Annotated in this window: 1 protein-coding gene; it reads left to right on the forward strand. The window is 75.8% G+C overall.

Translation table 11 applies throughout. The annotated features are described in order from the left end of the window. The first annotated feature begins 5 nt into the window (after window positions 1-5). Entirely contained in the window at window positions 6-19,922 is a 19,917-nt protein-coding gene (locus ACWH4W_RS20270) for a non-ribosomal peptide synthase/polyketide synthase (RefSeq protein WP_473077126.1), read from the forward strand. Window positions 19,923-20,009 lie beyond the last annotated feature (87 nt).

Here is a 20,009-nt window from a genome sequence, read left to right on the forward strand (position 1 = left end):
CGACCATGACGTCTTCGAAGCGAAACCGTGCCGAGGCCCTGCCGCAGGACCTCCAGGAAGCACTCCGCCGCCGGCTGGCCGGACGGGCCGCCCCGGGCGCCCCCGGCGCCGCCCGGCAGGCCATCCCGCGCGCCGACCGCACCCGCCCGCTGCCGCTGTCCTTCGCCCAGCAGCGCCTGTGGTTCCTGGACCGGCTGCGCCCCGGCGACCCGCGCTACAACAGCGCCGTCGCGCTGCGCCTGACCGGCCCCCTCGACCACACCGCCCTGGCCGCCGCACTGGAGCACGTGGTGGCGCGGCACGACGCGCTGCGCACCACGTTCCAGGAGCACGACGGCACCCCCGCGCAGACCGTGCACCCCGCCGGGCCGCTCCCGCTGCCCGTCCATGACCTCACGGGAGCGGCCGGCGCCGGCCTGGAGGCGGCCCTGCTGGCCGAGTACGAGCGGCCCTTCGACCTGGAGGCCGGGCCCCTGCTGCGCGCCCTGCTGCTGCGGGAGGCACCCGACACGCACGTCCTGCTGCTGACGGCCCACCACATCGTCACCGACGGCTGGTCGATGGGCGTCCTGCTCGACGAGCTGTGCACCGCCTACGACGCTCTCGCCCAGGGCGCGAGACCGGCCCTGGCGCCGGTGGCCACGCAGTACCCGGACTTCGCCGTCTGGCAGCGCGAGCAGCTGTCCGGCGCACGGCTGGAACGCCACCTGGCGTACTGGAAGGAGCGACTGTCCGGGGCGGTCGCCCCCGAACTGCCGCTGGACCGGCCCCGCCGCGGCGAGGAGTCCGGCGCGGGCGCGGTGCACACCTTCACCGTCCCCGCCGCCACCACCGCCCGGCTGAAGCAGCTCGCGGCCGACCGGCACACCACCCTGTTCACCGCCCTGGTCGCCGCCTGCCAGGCCCTGCTGGCCCGCTGGTCCGGGCAGGACGACATCACCGTCGGCTCGCTCACCCCGGGGCGCGGCCGCACCGACCTGGAACGGGCCGTCGGCTTCTTCGTGAACACCGTCGCGCTGCGCACCCGCGTCGAGACCGGCGCCTCCTTCCGGGACCTGCTCACCGCCGCCGCGGACACCGTCAACGACGCCTTCGCGCACGGCGACACGCCGTTCGAGCGGCTGGTCGAGGCCGTCGGCGCGACCCGCGAGGCCGGCCGCAACCCCCTGTTCGACGTGATGGTCCTGCTGCATCCGGCGCCGCCCGCCGCGCCCGACCCGCACGGCCTGGCCGCCTCCCCGGTCGCCGTGCCCCGGCGGGCCGCCACCTTCGACCTGAGCGTGGAGTTCGTACCCGACGGCGACGAGCTGACGGGCCTGCTGGAGTACCGCACCGATCTGTTCGACGCGGCCACCGCCGCACGCATGGCGGACCAGCTGCTGCGCACGCTGGACGGCGCCGCCGCCGACCCCGACCGGCCCCTCGGCGCCCTCCCCCTCCTCTCGCCCGAGCAGGAACGGCAGGTGACCCGGGACTGGAACGCCACCGCGCGCCCGGTCCCCGAGGAGACCCTGCCCGAGCTGTTCGCCCGGCAGGCGGCCCGCACCCCGGACGCCACCGCCCTCGTCGCCGGGGACGTCCGCCTCGACTACGCGACGCTCTCCGCGCGCGCCGACCGCCTGGCCCGCCACCTCGTGTCGCGGGGAGCGGGCCCCGAGCGCCTGGTCGCCCTCCGGCTCCCGCGCACCGCCGACATGATCGTGGCGATCCTCGCCGTCTGGAAGGCCGGCGCAGGCTACCTGCCCCTGGACCCGGCGCTGCCCGAGGACCGGGTGCGGTTCCTGCTGGACGACGCCCGGCCCGCCCTCGTCCTCGACGAGACCGCGCTGCGGGAGGCGGACGACGCTCAAGACGGCGCCGCCGACGCTCCGTCGGCGCCCCCCCACCCCGACACCACCGCCTACGTCATCTACACCTCCGGCTCCACCGGCCGCCCCAAGGGCGTGACCGTGACACACCGGTCCGCGGCGAACCTCCTCGCGGGCCACCGCGAGGGCTTCGTCGCCGAAGCGGGCGGCGGGCCGCTGCGGGTGGCGCTCACGGCGTCGTTCTCCTTCGACACCTCCCTGGAGGGCTTGCTGCTGATGGCCGACGGCCACCCGCTGCACCTGGTCGACGAGACGACCCGGCTGGACGCCGCCGCCCTGGTCGAGTACGTCGTCGAGCACCGCATCGACTTCCTCGACCTCACCCCCACTTACCTGCGCCAGCTGCTGCCCGCCGGGCTGCTCACCGACCCCCGTCATCACCCGCGCGTCCTCATGCTCGGCGGCGAGGCCGTCGGACCCGCACTGTGGCGGGAGCTGGCGGCGCGGCGGGACGTCGCCGCGTACAACTTCTACGGGCCCACCGAGTGCACCGTCGACGCGCTGGCCTGCCGGATAGCCGGCGACGGCCGGCCGACCGTGGGCCGGCCGCTGCCCAACGTGCGCGCCTACGTCCTCGACGACCGGCTCCGTCCCGTTCCGCCCGGCGTCGGCGGCGAGCTGTACCTGGCCGGAGTGCAACTGGCCCGCGGTTACAGCGGGCGGCCGGGACTGACGGCCGCCCGGTTCCTGCCCGACCCGTTCGGCCCGCCCGGCGCCCGCATGTACCGCACCGGCGACCTGGCCCGCTGGAGCGCCGACGGACGTCTGGACTACCTGGGGCGCGCCGACGACCAGGTCAAGGTGCGCGGCCACCGCATCGAGCCCGGCGAGGTCGAGGCGGCCCTGACCGACCTGCCCGGGGTCGCCGCCGCCGCGGTCGTCGCCGTCACCGACCCGCACGGCCACGTCCGGCTCGCCGCCCACCTCGTCCCCGCCGACCCCGCCGCCCCGCCCGCCCCGGGCGAGGTACGGGCCGCCCTGCGGCGGACGCTGCCCGACCACATGGTGCCGTCCTCCTTCACCGTGCTCGACACCCTGCCGATGACCGTCAGCGGCAAGGTCGACCGGCGCGCCCTGCCCGCGCCCGACCTCGAAGGTGTCGAGGAGCGGGAGTTCGTCGCCCCGCGCACCCCCGAGGAGGAGACCCTCGCCCGCATCTGGGCCGAGGTGCTGGGCGCGCGCAGGGTCGGCGTCACGGACAATTTCTTCGAACTGGGCGGCGACTCCATCCTCAGCATCCAGGCCGTCTCCCGCGCCCGCGCGGCCGGGCTGCACCTGACCTCGCGGGACGTCTTCCGCCACCAGACCGTCGCCGACCTCGCCGCCGCCGCGTCCGTGCGCACCGCGCAGGTGCCCGCGCCCCGGCGTCCCGCCGAGGAGGGTCCGGCACCGCTGACCCCCGTACAGGAGTGGTTCTTCGCCACCCACGGACCGCTGCGGCACTTCAGCATGTCGATGCTGCTGAACCTGCCGCCCGACCTCGACGAGCCTGCGCTGGAGCGCGCCCTGGAGGCGCTGGCCGCCCACCACCCGGCGCTGCGCACCCGGTTCGCCCGTTCGGGCGACACCTGGCGGCAGCACCCCGGCGAGGGCCCGGCCACCGGCCTGCTCACCCACCACGACCTCACCGGCGCCGCCGACCCGGCGGCGCAGCGCGAACGGGCCGCCACGGCCGCCCGCGCCGCCCTCGACCCCGAGACCGGCGCCCTGCTGCGCGCCGCCCTGTTCACGCGCGCCGGTGATCGGCCCCGACTCTTGGTAGTCGCTCATCACTTGGCGGTGGACAGCGTCTCCTGGCGGATCCTGCTCGCCGACCTCGCCGAGGCCTACCGGCAGACCGCCGGGGGGGAGGCGGTCCGGCTGGAGCCCGTCGCCACGCCGTTCACCGACTGGGCCGCGCACCTCGCGCGCCGGGTCCGCGACGGCGACCTCGACGCCGACCTGCCGCACTGGACGGCCGAGGCCGCCGAGCCCCGCACCCCGCTGCCCGTGGACCGCCCCGGCACCCCGTCGGCCGGCTCGGTCCGCACCCTCGGCGCCCGCGTGGACCGCGCCACCACCGAGGCGCTGCTGCGCCGGGTGCCCGCCGTCTACCGCACCCAGGTCAACGACGTGCTGCTCGGCGCGCTGAGCCGGGTCCTCGCCGACTGGACGGGCGCGGAGCGGGTGACCGTCCTGCTGGAGGGCCACGGCCGCGAGGACGACACCCTGGACCTGTCCCGCACGGTGGGCTGGTTCACCGCCCAGTACCCCGTCACCCTCGCGCCCGCCGGGCCGCCCGGGGCACCCGACTGGGGCGCGACCCTCAAGGCGGTGAAGGAGCGGCTGCGGTCCGTGCCCCGGCACGGCCTGAGCTACGAGGCCCTCGCCCGCCTCGGCTCGCCCGACCCGGCCGCCCGCGCCCTGAAGGACGTGCCGCTGCCGCAGATCAGCTTCAACTACCACGGCCAGTGGGAGGCCACCGACGGCGGCGACTTCGCCCCGGCGGGCGAGACACCCGGCCGCGACATCGCCCCGGACACCCCGCTCGACCACCTGCTGGACGTCTCCGCCGTGGTCACCGACGGCGAACTCCACCTCACCTGGCACTACAGCGACCAGGTCCACGACGAGGCCACCGTCCGCGCCCTCGCCGACGGCATGACCGGCGCGCTCGCCGCGATCACGGAGCACTGCGCCCTGCCCGGCGCGGGCGGCCGCACCCCGTCCGACTTCCCGCTGGCCCGCCTCGACCAGGACCGCCTGGACCGCCTCGTCGGCGACGGCCGCGACGTGGAGGACGTGCTGCCGCTCACCCCGCTCCAGGAGGGCATGCTCTTCCACCGGCTGGTCGGCGGCCCCGACGACGTCTACGTCGACCAGGCCGCCCTGCTCCTCGACGGCGTCGCCGACCCGCACGCCTTCGCCGTCGCCTGGCAGCGCGTCACCGACCGCACCCCGGCCCTGCGCACCTGCGTCGTCTGGGAGGACGTGCCCGTACCCCTCCAGGTCGTGCGCCGTGACGTCCGGGTGCCGGTCACCCACCTCGACTGGCGCGAGCTGGACGAGGGGACACGCGCCGAGCGCCTGGCCCGGCTGCGCGCCGACGACCTGGCCCGGGGCATCGACCTCGCCGCGGCGCCGCTGATGCGGCTCACCCTGGTCCGGCTGCCCGACGCCCGGCTGCACCTGCTGTGGACGTCCCACCACATCGTCCTGGACGGCTGGAGCCTCGCCCAGGTGCTGACCGAGGTGTGCGAGGAGTACGCCGCGCTCACCGCGGGCACCGAGGCCCGGCCGCCGCTGCGGCGCCCCTTCGGCGACTACGTGCGCTGGCTCGCCGAACAGGACCCCGACGCCGCCCGCGCCCACTGGCAGAACGTCCTCGCCGGGTTCGCCGAACCCACTCCGCTGCCCGCCGACCGCCCCCTGCGCGAGGCCCACCGGGCCCGCTCCGCCGCACTGCACACGGCCGGCCTGGACGCGGAGGCGTCGGCCCGCCTCGCGCGCACCGCCCGCGAGACCGGACTCACCCTCAACACGGTCGTCCAGGGCGCCTGGGCCCTGCTGCTGTCCCGCTACGCCGCCCAGGACGACGTGCTGTTCGGCACCACCGTCTCCGGGCGCCCCGACGACCTGCCCGGCGTCGAGTCGATGGTCGGCATGTTCATCAACACCGTGCCCACCCGCGTCCGCGTCGACCCCGCCCGCCCCGCCGGGGCCTGGCTGCGCGACCTCCAGGACGCCCAGGCCGAGTCGAGACGGTTCGCCGCCGCCTCGCTCGCCGAGCTGACCCAGCTGAGCGACGTGCCGTCCGGCAGCCCGCTCTTCCACAGCATGGTCGCCTTCGAGAACTATCCCTTCGACGAGGCCCGCACCGCCGGGTCCGGGATCCGCCTGGCCGACGTGTCCTCCCGCGACGCCACCAACTACCCCCTCGTCCTGCGCGCCTACCACGGAGAACGCCTCGGCTTCGACCTCGCCTACGACCCGGACCTGTTCGACGCGGCCACCGTCCGCGCCCTCGCCGACCGGCTCCGCCTGCTCCTGACCGGGCTCGCCGACGGCACCGACCGGCCGCTGCGCGCCCTGGCCTGGACGACGGCCGGGGAACGGCACCGGATCCTCACCGACTGGAACGGCACCGCGTCCGGCCGCCCCGCCGAGACGCTGGTGGACCTGTTCGAGGCGCAGGCCGCCCGCACCCCCGGTGCCGTCGCCGTCACCTGCGGCACCGAGCACCTGGACTACGCGACCCTCGACGCCCGCGCCGGCCGCCTCGCCCACCGGCTCGCCGAACTGGGGGCCGGACCCGAGCGGTTCGTCGCCCTCGCGCTGCCCCGCTCCACCGACCAGGTCGTCGCGGTCCTGGCCGTGCTGAAGACCGGCGCCGCCTACCTGCCGATCGACCCCAGCTCGCCCGCCGAACGCATCACCCACCTCCTCACCGACGCCACGCCCGTCACCCTGGTGACCACCACCGGCACCGCGGCCCGCCTCGACGGCACCGGTGTGCCCGTCGTCCTCCTCGACGCCCCGGACGAGGAGGCCGGCCTCGCCCGGCGCCCGGCGACCGGTCCCGCCCCGGCCCGCCGCCCCCTGCCGGAGAGCCCCGCCTACGCCATCTACACCTCCGGCTCCACCGGCCGCCCCAAGGGCGTGGTGATCCCGCACGCCAACGTGGTGCGGCTGTTCACCCGCACCCGGCCGTGGTTCGGCTTCGGACCGGACGACGTGTGGACGCTGTTCCACTCCTACGCGTTCGACTTCTCCGTGTGGGAGCTGTGGGGCCCGCTGCTGCACGGCGGCCGGCTCGTCGTCGTGCCCGACGAGACCGCCCGCTCCCCGGAGGACTTCCTGCGGCTCCTGGCCGACGAAGGGGTCACCGTCCTCAACCAGACGCCGTCCGCTTTCTACCCGCTGGTGCGCGCCGACGCCGAACACCCCGACACCGGCGCCCGTCTCGCCCTGCGCACGGTGATCTTCGGCGGTGAGGCCCTCGACGTCGGCCGGCTCACCGACTGGTGGGCCCGCCACCCGGCCGACACCCCGCGCCTGGTCAACATGTACGGCATCACCGAGACCACCGTGCACGTCACCCACGCCCCGCTCGACCCCGCCACCGCCGCGCACGGCCCCGCGAGCCCCATCGGCGTCGCGATACCCGACCTCCGGGTGTACGTGCTCGACGCGGACCTGGCGCCCCTGCCGCCGGGCGCGACCGGCGAGCTGTACGTGGCGGGGGAGGGCCTGGCCCGCGGTTACCTGGGCCGCCCCGGCCTGACCGCCACCCGGTTCCTCGCCGACCCGTTCGGCCCGGCCGGCAGCCGTATGTACCGCACCGGCGACCGGGCGAAGTGGCGGCCGGACGGCACCCTGGAGTACCTGGGCCGCGCGGACGCCCAGGTGAAGATCCGCGGGTACCGCATCGAGCCCGGCGAGATCGAGGCCGCCCTGCACACCCACCCCGGGGTCGCCGACGCCGCCGTCGGCGTGTTCGAGGACGCCTCCGGCACCCGCCGCCTCGTGGCGCACGTCGTCGGCACCGGCGACGCGACCCCCGTGGCGGCCGAGCTGCGCGCCCATCTGGAACGGCTGCTGCCCGCCCACATGGTGCCCGCCGCCTACGTCCCGATGGACACCCTCCCGCTCACCGTCAACGGCAAGCTCGACCGGCGCGCCCTGCCCGCCCCGACGGCGGACGGCTATGCCGCCGACACCGACCGGACCGCACCGCGCACCCCCGCCGAACGGGCCGTCGCCGCCGCCTGGGCGGACGTCCTCGGCATCGAGGAGGTGCACGCCGGGGACGACTTCTTCGCGCTCGGCGGCGACTCCATCCTCGCCGTCCGCGTCACCGCCCGGCTGCGCGCCGCGTTCGGCCCCGACGTGTCCCCGCGCGTGCTGTTCACCCACAGCACCGTGTCCGCGCTCGCCGCCGAACTCGGCGACCCGGTGGGCGACACCTCCGCCGCCCCCGTCGACGCGATCACGGCGACCGCCCCCGAGACCCCGGCGCCGCTGTCGTACGCCCAGCAACGCCTGTGGTTCCTCGACCGGTTCGAGCCCGGCAGCACCGAGTACACGACGCTGTCCGTGCTGCGCCTGCGCGGCCCGCTCGACGAGCCGGCCCTGCGCACCGCCCTGGACGGCCTCGTCGCCCGCCACGAATCCCTGCGCACCACCTTCACCGAACAGGACGGACAGCCCCGGCAGGTGGTGCGCCCGCCGCATCCGGCCGCCCTGGCCGTGGACGACCTCACCGCCGCCCCCGACGCGCGGGCCGCGCTGGAGGAACTGCTGGACCGCGAGGCCGCCACGCCGTTCGACCTGGCGGCCGGGCCGCTGCTGCGCGCCCGCCTCGCCCGCACCGCGGCCGACGAGCACGTGCTGGCCCTCGCCGTCCACCACATCGTCACCGACGGCTGGTCGCTCGGCGTCCTCGGCCGGGACCTCGGCGAGCTCTACGCGGCTGCCCACGAGGGCCGCCGGCCCGCACTCCCGGACCTGCCCGTGCGCTACGCCGACCACGCCGCCTGGCAGCGCGCCCGCACCGACCAGGTCGAGCGGCAGCTCGCCCACTGGCGCGAGCGGCTGGCCGGCGTACCGCCGCTGGAGCTGCCGACCGACCGGCCGCGTCCCGCCGTCCGTTCCCGCGACGGCGCGCTCGTGACCTTCACGCTGCCCGCCGAGCTGACCGACCGGCTGCGCGAGCGGGGGCGTGAGGCCGACGCCACCCTCTACATGACCCTGCTCGCCGGCTGCACGGTCCTGCTGTCCCGCTGGGCGGACCAGGACGACTTCGCCGTCGGCACCGTCACCGCCGGCCGCGAGCGCCCCGAACTGCACGACGTCGTCGGCATGTTCGTCAACACCCTGGTGCTGCGCAACGAGGTCCGGCCCGGCACGTCGTTCCGCGCTCTGCTCGAACAGGTGCGCGGCACCGTCCTGGACGCCTTCGCCCACCAGGACGTGCCCTTCGAACGGCTGGTGGACGCCCTCCAGCCCGAACGCGACACCAGCCGCACCCCCCTGTTCCAGGTCATGGTCGCCCTGCACAACCTGGGCGCCGAGGCACCCGAGCTGCCCGGCCTGGACACCGAGCCGCTCCTGCCGCCGGTCCGGCACGCCACCTTCGACCTGGCCTTCGACTTCGTCGAGGGCGACGGCGGCGTCACCGGCCACCTGGAGTACGACACCGGCCTGTTCGACGAGGACACCGTCCGCGGTCTGGCCGCCCGCCTGCGCCTGCTGCTGGAGGCGGCGGTGCGGGAGCCGGACCGTGAGGTGCGGGCGCTGGAGCTGATGACCGCCGACGAACGGCGGCGGGTGCTGCACGACGGCCAGGGAGCCCACCTGACCGTCCCGGACACCACCTTCCCCGCCCTGTTCGAGGCGCAGGCCGCCCGCACCCCGCACGCCACCGCGCTGGTCGCCCGCGACGCCACCCTCGACTTCGCCGCCCTGAACGACCGCGCGAACCGGCTCGCCCACCACCTGCTGGCCCTGGGCGCCGGACCCGAACGGGTGGTGGCCGTCCGGCTGCCGCGCACCTCCGAGCTGGTGGTCGCGGTGCTCGCCGTCGCCAAGTCCGGCGCCACCCTGCTCCACCTCGACCCCGACCTGCCGGCCGAACGCGCGGCCGGGCTCCTCGAGGACGCCGCCCCGCACACGGTGCTCACCGCCGACGCGCTGCGCGCCACCCCGTGGGACCGGCTGCCCGCCCACGACCCCACCGACCGCGACCGCCCGGCCCCGCTGCGCCCGGACCACGCCGCCTACATCATCTACACCTCCGGCTCCACCGGCCTCCCCAAGGGCGTCGTGGTGGCACACCGCCACCTGGTCAACCTCTGCCACGACCACCGCGACGGGCTCGTCGCCCCGCACACCGCCGACGGAGAGCGGCTGCGCGCCGCGCTCAGCGCCTCGTTCTCCTTCGACACCTCCTGGGAGGGCCCGCTGCTGCTCGCCCTCGGCCAGGAGGTCCACCTCATCGACGAGGACGTGCGCCTGGACCCCGACGCGTTCTGCGCGCAGATCGCCGAACGGAACCTGGACCTGGTCAACGTCACCCCGTCCTTCCTGCGCGAACTCCTCGCCGCGGGCCTGCTCGCCCCCGGCCGCCACCACCCCCGCGTCCTGCTCGTCGGCGGCGAGGCGACCGGCCCCGACACCTGGCGCGACCTGTGCGCCGCCGCCGAACTCGGCGTCACCGCCTACAACATGTACGGCCCCACCGAGTGCACCGTCGACGCCGCCTACGGCCGTGTCACCGACCGCCCCGACCGGCCGGTCATCGGACGGCCCGGCGCCAACCTGCGCGCCTACGTCCTCGACGGCGCCCTGCGCCCGGTGCCGCCCGGCACGCCCGGCGAGCTGTACCTCGCCGGCGCCCAGGTCGCCCGCGGCTACCTGAACCGTCCCGGCCTGACCGCCGCGCGGTTCCTCGCCGACCCGTTCGGCGCGCCGGGGGAGCGGATGTACCGCACCGGCGACCGCGCCCGCCGCGACGCACAGGGAGTGCTGGAGTTCCTGGGCCGCGCCGACGAACAGATCAAGATCCGCGGCTTCCGCATCGAACCCGGCGAGATCGAAGCCGCGCTGCTCGCCCACCCGGACGTCGCCGACGCCGTCGTCACGGCACGCGACCACGCCGGCCGCCAGATGCTCGTGGCCTACCTGGTGCCCGCCGGGGACACCGCCCCGGCCGCCGACGAGCTGCGTCCGGCGCTGCGCCGCACCCTGCCGGACCACATGGTGCCCGCGGCGTTCGTGCCGCTGACCCGGATTCCGCGCACCACCAGCGGCAAGACCGACCGCCGCGCCCTGCCTGCTCCGCCCGCCCAACCCGACACCACGGAAACCTACGTGGCGCCCCGCCCCGGCACCGAGCAGACCCTCGCGACGATCTGGGCGGACGTCCTGCGCGTCGAACGGATCGGCGCGCGCGACAACTTCTTCGCGCTCGGCGGCGACTCGATCCTCAGCATCCAGATCGTCTCCCGGGCCCGCCAGGCCGGTCTCGCGCTGACCACCAAGGACGTCTTCCGCCACCAGACCGTCGCCGAACTCGCCCTACGCGTCACCGAGTCGACGCCGGTCACCACCGACACGACCGCGCCCGCCGAGGCGCCGCTCACCCCCATCCAGCACTGGTACCTCGACGGCCGCAGCCCCGGCGACCCGCTGCGCTTCACCATGTCGCAGCGCCTCGAACTCGCCCCCGGCACCGACCTGTCCGCCCTGCGCACCGCCGCCGATGCCCTCGTACGGCACCACCCCGCCCTGCGCACCCGCTTCCGCCGCACCGAGGACGGCTGGCGTCAGGAGGTCCTGCCCGGCGTCCCGGACGGCACCGTCACCCTGCACGACGTGACGGGCCTCGACGGCCCCGCTCTGGGATCCGAGGCGGCCCGCCTCGCGGACGAGGCACGCGCCGCACTCGACCCCACCGAGGGCCGGACGGCGCGCGTCCTCGTCCTCGACCGCGGCCCGGACGCGCCCGGACAACTGCTGTTCGTCGTACACCACTTGGTTGTCGACGGCGTCTCCTGGCGGATCCTGCTGGCCGACCTGGAGACCGCCCACCGGCAGGCCGCCGCCGGACACCCCGTCGAACTGCCTCCGGTCACCACCGCCTACGGCCACTGGGCGGTGCGGCTGGAGGGCCACACCCGCTCCGGCGCCCTGGACGGCGACCTCGACCACTGGCGGCGTACCGTCGAGGCCCCCGCCGAGCTGCCCGCGGGCCGCCCCGGCCCCAACACCCACGGCACCGCCGCCACGGTCACCGTGGAACTGGAACCGGAGACCACCGAGGCCCTGCTCCGCCAGGTCCCGGAGGTCTACCGCACCCAGGTCAACGACGTCCTGCTCAGCGCCCTCGGCCGCACCCTGGCCCGCTGGTGCGGGCGTGACAGCGTGCTGGTCGGCGTGGAAGGCCACGGCCGCGAGGACCTCTTCGACGACCTGGACCTGTCCCGGACGGTCGGCTGGTTCACCGCCGAGTTCCCGCTCGCGCTGACCGTCGCCCCCGACGCCGGCTGGCACGACACCCTCCGCTCGGTCAAGGAGCAGCTGCGCGCGGTGCCCCTGCACGGCCTGAGCCACGGCGCGCTGCGCCACCTGCTGCCCGACAGCCCGCTGGCCGGCGCCCCGGCACCGCGGGTCGGCTTCAACTACCACGGCCAGTGGGACGCCGACGCGGGCGGCAGCGGCCTGTACGGCGCCGCCCTGCCCCCGGCCGGGTCCGACACCGACCCCGACGCCCCCCGGCCCTACCTGCTGGACGTCACCGGCGTGGTGCAGGACGGCCGGCTCGAACTCGGCTGGACCTACCCGCCGGCCGTCTACGACGAGTCCACCGTCCGGGCGCTCGCCGAGGAGATGTGCGCGGCGCTGCGCGAGATCGCGGCCCACTGCGCCGCCCCGGACGCGGGCGGCCGCACCCCGTCCGACTTCCCGCTGGCCGGGCTCGGCCAGCGGGAGCTGGACCGGCTGGTGGGCGACGGCCGGCACGTCGCCGACGTCCTGCCGCTGACACCGCTGCAGGCCGGCATGCTCTTCCACGGCCTGGTGGACACGGCGGGCGCCTACTCGGACCGCGTGGCCGTCCGCCTGGCCGGAGTGAGCGACGCGCGGCGCTTCGCCGCAGCCTGGCAGCAGGTCGCCGACCGCACCGAGGCCCTGCGCACCAGCGTCCACTGGCAGGGCCTGCCGCACCCCGTGCAGGTCGTGCACCGGCGCGTGGAGCTGCCCGTCACCCACCTGGACTGGCGACACCTCACGCCCGAGGAGCGCGCGGCGGCCACCGAGGACCTGCTGGCCGCCGACCGCGCGGCGGGCATGGACCTGACCACCGCACCGCTCACCCGCATCACCCTGGCCGCACTGCCCGGCGACGAGGTCCTGCTGCTGTGGTCCTCCCACCACCTCGTCCTGGACGGCTGGAGCACCGGGCAGCTCCTCACCGAGGTGTGCGAGCGCTACGCCGCCCTCACCGGCGGCCGACCGGCCCCCGCACCGGTCCGGCGTCCGTTCGCCGACTTCCTGCGCTGGCTGCACGACCAGGACGAGGCCGCCGCCGAGGCGCACTGGGCCGAGACCCTCGCCGGGTTCCCCGCCCGCACCCCGCTGCCCTACGACCGCACGCCCACCGAGGAGCACCGCGCCCGCGCCGCCGCCCTCACCAGCCGGAGACTGGACGAGCACCTCTGCGCGCGGCTGCGGCAGGGCGCCGCCCGCGCCGGGCTCACGGTGAACACCGTCATCGAGGGCGCCTGGGCGCTGCTCCTGGCCCGCCACAGCGGCCGCGACGACGTCGTGTTCGGCACCACCGTCTCCGGGCGCCCGGCCGAACTGCCCGGCGTGGAGTCGATGATCGGCATGTTCATCAACACCGTGCCCACCCGCGTCCGGGTCGAGGGCGGGGGAGCGGCGTCCTGGCTGCGCGCGGTGCAGGAGCACCAGAGCGACACCCGGCGCTTCGACTTCCTCGCCCTGCCTCGCATCCAGGCGCTGAGCGAGGTCCCGGCCGGTGAGGCGCTGTTCGACAGCATGGTGGTGTTCGAGAACTATCCCGTCGACGAATCCGCCACCGCTCGCACGGGCGTACAGGTCGAGGAGGTGCGCGCCGAGGACGCGCCCACCTTCCCGCTGTGCCTGCGCGCCCACCTCGGCGACCGCCTCGGCCTCGACCTCGCCTACGACGACGGCCTGTTCGACACGGACACGGCCGAACGCCTCGCGGACCGCCTCACCGTCGTCCTGCGCGCCCTCGCCGACGCGCTGGAGACCGACGCGGACGTGACCGGCCTGGACGCGCTGACCGAGGACGACCGCGCCCTGCTCGAGCGGTGGAACACCACCGTCCGCCGGACCGAACCGAGCAGTCCCGTCGCCCTGTTCGCCGAGCAGGTCCGCCGCACGCCTGAAGCGCCCGCGCTGCGCGACGGCGACACCGAGCTGACGTACCGCCAGGTGGACGACTGGTCCGACGCCGTGGCCTCCCGGCTCCTCGCCGGCGGACTGCGGGCCGAGGACCGGGTGGCCCTGTTGGCGGACCGCGGTGCCGAACTCGTCGTCGCCCAGCTCGCCGTCCTCAAGGCGGGCGGCGCCTATGTGCCCGTGGACGCCCGCGCCCCCGAGGACCGGCGCCGCACGCTGATCGAGCGCGCGGGAGCGACGGTCCTGTCCGCCGAGGACGTCGCCGGCGCGCGGACTCCCCTGCCGGACGCGCCCGTCGCCGTACCGGCCGACCCCGACCGGCTCGCCTACGTGATGTTCACCTCCGGGTCGACCGGCGAACCGAAGGCCGTCGCCGTACGCCACCGCGACGTGGCCGCCCTCGCCACCGACAGCCGCTTCACCGGCGGTGTGTGCGACCGGGTGCTGCTGCACTCCCCGGTGGCCTTCGACGCCGCCACCTTCGAGGTGTGGGCGCCGCTGCTCACCGGCGGCTGCGTCGTCGTGGCCCCCTCACGGCCGCTGGACGCCGCGCTGTTGCGGCAGTTGGTGCGCGACACGGGGCTGAGCGCGTTGTGGCTGACCGCGGGCCTGTTCCGGCTGCTGGCGCAGGACGCACCGGACTGCTTCGCCGGACTGCGCCAGGTGTGGACCGGCGGCGACGTCGTGCCGGCCGCTGCCGTACGCCGCGTCCTGGCCGCCTGCCCGGGCCTGACCGTCGTGGACGGCTACGGCCCCACCGAGACGACGACGTTCGCCACGTCGTTCGCCCTCACCGACGCGGCCACCGTCCCGGACACCGTGCCCATCGGCCACCCGCTCGACGACATGCGCGTGCACGTCCTCGACGGCCGGTTGCGGCCCGTGCCGCCCGGCTGCCCGGGCGAGCTGTACCTCGCCGGCGAGGGCGTGGCCCGCGGCTACCTGGGCCGCCCCGGTGACACCGCGGCCCGCTTCCTGGCCGACCCGGCCGGCCCGTCCGGCAGCCGCATGTACCGCACCGGCGACCTGGTCCGCCGCCGCCCCGACGGCACCGTCGAGTTCCTCGGCCGCGCCGACGACCAGGTGAAGATCCGCGGCTTCCGCGTCGAGCCGGGTGAGGTCGAGGCCGTCCTCGCGGGACACCCCGGCGTCACCGACGTGACCGTGCTCGCCCGCGAGGACCGGCCCGGCAGCCGCCGCCTGGTCGCCTACGTGGTCGGCACCGAAGACGTCACCCCCCTGCGGGAGTTCGCCCGGCGCTCCCTGCCGGACTACCTCGTGCCGTCGGCGTTCGTCGTCCTGCCCGCCCTGCCGCTCAGCCGCAACGGCAAGGTGGACAGGGCGGCCCTGCCCGCTCCGGAACCCGCGAGCGGGGCACAGGACACGTCGGCCGAGCCGCGCACCGACGCCGAGCGCCGCACGGTGGAGGTCTTCGCCGACGTCCTGTCCGTCCCGCGCCCCGGCGTGCGGGACGACTTCTTCCAGCTCGGCGGCGACTCCATCCTCAGCATCCGCCTCGCCGTCCGCCTCTCCGAGGCGTTCGGCACCGAACTGTCCCCGCGTGCGGTGTTCACCCACCCGACCCCCGAGGCCCTCGCCGCCCTGCTCACCGAGGAACACCCCGTCGGCACCGCCCCTGCCGCGATCGTCCCGGTCACCCGGGACACGCCCGCACCGATGTCGTACGCCCAGCAGCGCCTCTGGTTCCTGGAGGAGTTCGCGCCGGGCAGCGGCGAGTACGTCACCGCGCTGGCCCTGCGGCTGCGCGGCCGGCTCGAGGTGCCCGCCCTCACCGCGGCCCTGCGCGCCCTGGTCGAGCGGCACGAGGCGCTGCGCACCACCTTCGACGCGGTCGACGGCCACGGCGTGCAGATCGTCCACCCGGCCGGGGACGTGCCGCTGACCCTGCACGACGTGTCGCAGCTCACCGGAGGCGAACGCGACGCCCGGCTCGCGGACCTGCTGGACGCCGAACGCGCCCGCACGTTCGACCTGCGGCGCGGCCCGCTCCTGCACACGGGCCTGATCAGGCTCGCGGACGACGAGCACGTCCTGACGCTGACCCTGCACCACATCGTCACCGACGGCTGGTCCACCGGCGTGCTCACCGGCGACCTCGCCCACTTCTACCGCGCCGAACTCGGCGTGGAGACGGACGCGTTGCCACCGCTGCCGGTGCAGTACGCCGACTACGCGCACTGGCAGCGCGGGCGCGGCACGGACGACCACCTCGGGTACTGGAAGGAGCACCTGACAGGGCTGGAGACGCTGGGCCTGCCCACCGACCGGCCCCGTCCGGCGGTGCGCACCCACCACGGCGCCTCCGTACGGCTCGCCCTGCCCCGCGAGACGACCCGCCGCCTCGCCCGGGTGGGCCGCGACCGGCAGGCCACCCTGTTCACCACGCTGGTCGCCGCCGCCCAGGCCTACCTGGCCCGGCTGACCGGCGGTGAGGACATCACCGTCGGCACGGTCACCTCCGGCCGGGACCGCGCCGAGGTCCAGCACCTCGTCGGGTTCTTCGTCAACACGCTCGTGCTGCGCTCCCGCGTCACGCCCGACCGGCCGTTCCCCGAGTTCCTCGACGAGGTCCGCGGCACCGTCCTGGACGCCTTCGCCCACCAGGAGGCGCCGTTCGAGCAGGTCGTGGACGAGGTCCAGCCGGTCCGCGACACCAGCCGCACCCCGCTGTTCCAGGTCATGGTCGTCCTCCAGAACGCCCCGGCCGCCGCCCTCGACCTGCCCGGCCTGGAGGTCACCGACGTCGACAGCGAGCTGCGGCACGCCGCGTTCGACCTCACCCTGGAGTTCGCCGAGACCGGCACCGGTGAACTGCACGGCGTCCTCACCTACAACACCGACCTGTTCGACACGGCTACCGCCGAACGCATGGCCGACCAGCTCGGCACCCTGCTGACCGCCGTCGCCGACGACCCCGACCGGCCCGTGGGCGCCCTGCCCCTCGCCACGGACGAGACGCTCAAGGCCGTGCTCGACCAGGGCCGCGCCACCGCCCGCCCGGTCCCGCCGGCCACCCTGCCCGAGCTGTTCGAACGCCAGGCCGCGCACACCCCCGACGCCCTCGCCCTGGCCGACGCCGACGGCCGGGAGCTGACGTACGCGCACGTCGAACGCGCCGCCAACCGGCTGGCGCACCGCCTCATCGCCCGGGGCGTGGGACCCGAGCGGATCGTGGCCCTGGCCCTGCCCCGCAGCGCGGAGACGGTGGTGGCGCAGCTCGCCGTCACCAAGGCCGGCGGCGCCTTCCTGCCCGTCGACCCGGACTATCCGCAGCAGCGCCGGGAGTTCATGCTCCGCGACGCCGGCGCCTGGCTCGTCCTGGACGACCCGGCCGCCGTGTGGGACGCCGACGGACCGGACACCGCGCCCACGGACATCGACCGCACCTCCCCGCTGACCGTCGACCACCCGGCGTACGTGATCTACACCTCCGGCTCCACCGGCACCCCGAAGGGCGTCACGGTGACGCACCGCGGCCTCGCCGCCTTCGCCGCGTCAGCCGCCGACCGCTACGACGCGGGCCCTGGCGACCGGGTCCTGCAGTTCGCCTCACCCAGCTTCGACGCCTCGGTGCTGGAGCTGTGCGTGTCGCTGCTCAGCGGCGCCACCCTGCTCACCGGGGAGGAGGGCCCCCTCGTCGGCGAGCGCCTCGCCGAGGTCCTCGCCGGGCGGCGCGTCAGCCACACCCTGATCCCGCCCGCCGCCCTCGCGACGGTCGACCCGGGCACCGCCGACGCCCTGCCGCACCTGCGCACCCTCATCGTCGGCGCCGAGGCCTGCCCCGCCCACCTCGTCGAACGGTGGGCACCCGGCCGACGGATGATCAACTCGTACGGCCCCACCGAGGCCACCGTCGTCGCCACCTGGACCGGCCCGCTCACCCCGGCCGCCGGCGCCCCGCCCATCGGACGCCCGGCCGGCGCCACCCGCGTCCACGTCCTCGACGCCGCCCTGCGCCCCGTCCCGCCCGGCGTCACCGGCGACCTCTACGTCTCCGGACCCGGACTGGCCCGCGGCTACCTCCACCGGCCCGGCCTGACCGCCTCCCGCTTCGTCGCCGACCCGTTCGGCGCCCCCGGGGAGCGCATGTACCGCACCGGCGACCGCGCCCGCTGGGACGCGAGCGGCGACCTGCGCTTCGCCGGACGCGCCGACGCCCAGCTCAAACTGCGCGGCTTCCGCATCGAACCCGGCGAGATCGAGAGCGCGCTGCGCGGCAACCCGCTGGTGCGCGACGCGGTGGTCACCGTCCGCGCCGGCGGCAGCGATCCGGACGGCCGATCCGACGCACGCCTGGTCGCCCACGTCGTACCTGCCGAGGGCACCTCCGAAGACCTGCCCGTATCCGAACTGCGCGACCACCTCGCCGGACTGCTCCCGGCGCACATGATCCCCTCGGCGTTCGTGCCGCTGGACCGGCTGCCGCTCACCCCGAACGGCAAGACCGACCGCAACGCGCTGCCCGAACCCGGGCCCGCGCACACCGCCACCGGGCCGCACACGCCGCCGTGCACCGACACCGAACGCCGCATCGCCCGCATCTGGGGCGACGTCCTCGGCGTCGCCGACGTCGGGGCGCACGACAACTTCTTCCACCTCGGCGGCGACTCCGTCCTCAGCATGCAGGTCGTCTCCCGGCTGCGACGCGACGGACTGCACGTGACCACCCGTGACCTGTTCACCCACCAGACCGTCGCCGAACTGGCCGGCGTCGTCACCACCGCCCCCCGGCACACCGGGGAGGAGGCGGTGAGCGGGGACGTGCCGCTCACCCCGATCCAGGAGTGGTTCCTGACCGGACAGCGCGCCAGCCACGCCCACTTCAACCAGTCCCTGCTGGTGGAACTCGCCCCCGGCGTCGACGCCACCGCCCTGGAAACCGCCCTCAACGCCCTGCTCGACCACCACGACGCCCTGCGCATGCGCTTCACCGCCGGCCAGGACGGCTGGCGCCAGTACAACCCGCCCGCGGACGACACCGACCGCGACGGGCTCCTGACCCGCCACGACCTCGGCGGCCTCACCGCCACCGACGCCGACACGGCGATGGAGAAGGCCGCAGACGACCTGCACACCGGCTTCGACCTCGCACGCGGCCCGCTGCTGCGGGCGGCCCTGTTCACCGGTGCCGCCGACCGGCCCGACTTCCTCCTCCTGGTCGGCCACCACCTGGTCGTGGACGCCGTCTCCTGGCGCATCCTGTGCGACGACCTGGAGGCCGCCTACCGGCAGGCCGCCCAGGGCGAACCTGTCGCGCCGGGGGAGCGCACCACCTCCTTCCGCGACTGGGCCCGCGGCCTCGCCGCACACGTCGCCTCCGGCGCCTTCGACCACGAACTGCCCTACTGGGAACACGCCGTGGACACCGAGCCGCTCCCGTCCGAGACGCCGGACGGTCCCGACACCGGCGCCGTCGACACGCTCACCGTGGAACTGGACGAGGCGGACACCGAGGCGCTGCTGCGCGCCGCACCGACCGCGTACCGCACCCGCGTCAACGACGTCCTGCTCGCCGCCCTCGCCCTCGCCCTGGCCCGCTGGACCGGCCACGAGGACGTCCGCCTGGACCTGGAGGGACACGGCCGCGAGGACGTCCTCGACGACGTCGACCTGACCCGCACGGTCGGCTGGTTCACCACCGTCCACCCCGTCGCCCTCCAGGTCCCCGAACCCGCCGACCTGGGCCCCGACCGCGACTGGCGCGCCCTGGTGAAGTCCGTGCGCCGCCAGCTGCGCGCCGTGCCCGGCAACGGCCTCGGCTTCGGCGCGCTGCGCACCTTCGGCCCGCCCGAGGTGCGCGAACGCCTGGGACGCGCCGCCCACGGACAGGTCGTCTTCAACTACCTCGGACAGTGGGACGCCCGCCCGGAGAACCCCGGTCACGGCCTGATACGCGCCGAACACGGCTCGTTCGGCCGCCACCACGACCCGCGCGACAGCGGCTCCCACCCGTTGGAGATCGTCGGCGCCGTCCAGCGCGGGCGGCTGTCCTTCATCTGGCACCACCGGCCCGCCCTGCACGCCACCGCCACCGTGCGCGCTGTCGCCGAGGACTTCGCCCGGGCCTTGCGCCACATCGCCCACCACGCCCGCGGCCGCCGGTGACGCCCCGCCTCGCGGCCCGCGCCCCACCGCCGCAGACGCAATCCCGTCCCAGCCCCCTTTCACCACCCGATCACCACCCGATCACCG

Source organism: Streptomyces sp. DSM 120436, assembly GCF_055778765.1.

What these genes read in the sequence shown, in the direction of transcription:
- ACWH4W_RS20270 (WP_473077126.1), top strand. Translation starts at nt 6, where the DNA reads ATGACGTCTTCGAAGCGAAACCGTGCCGAGGCCCTGCCGCAGGACCTC.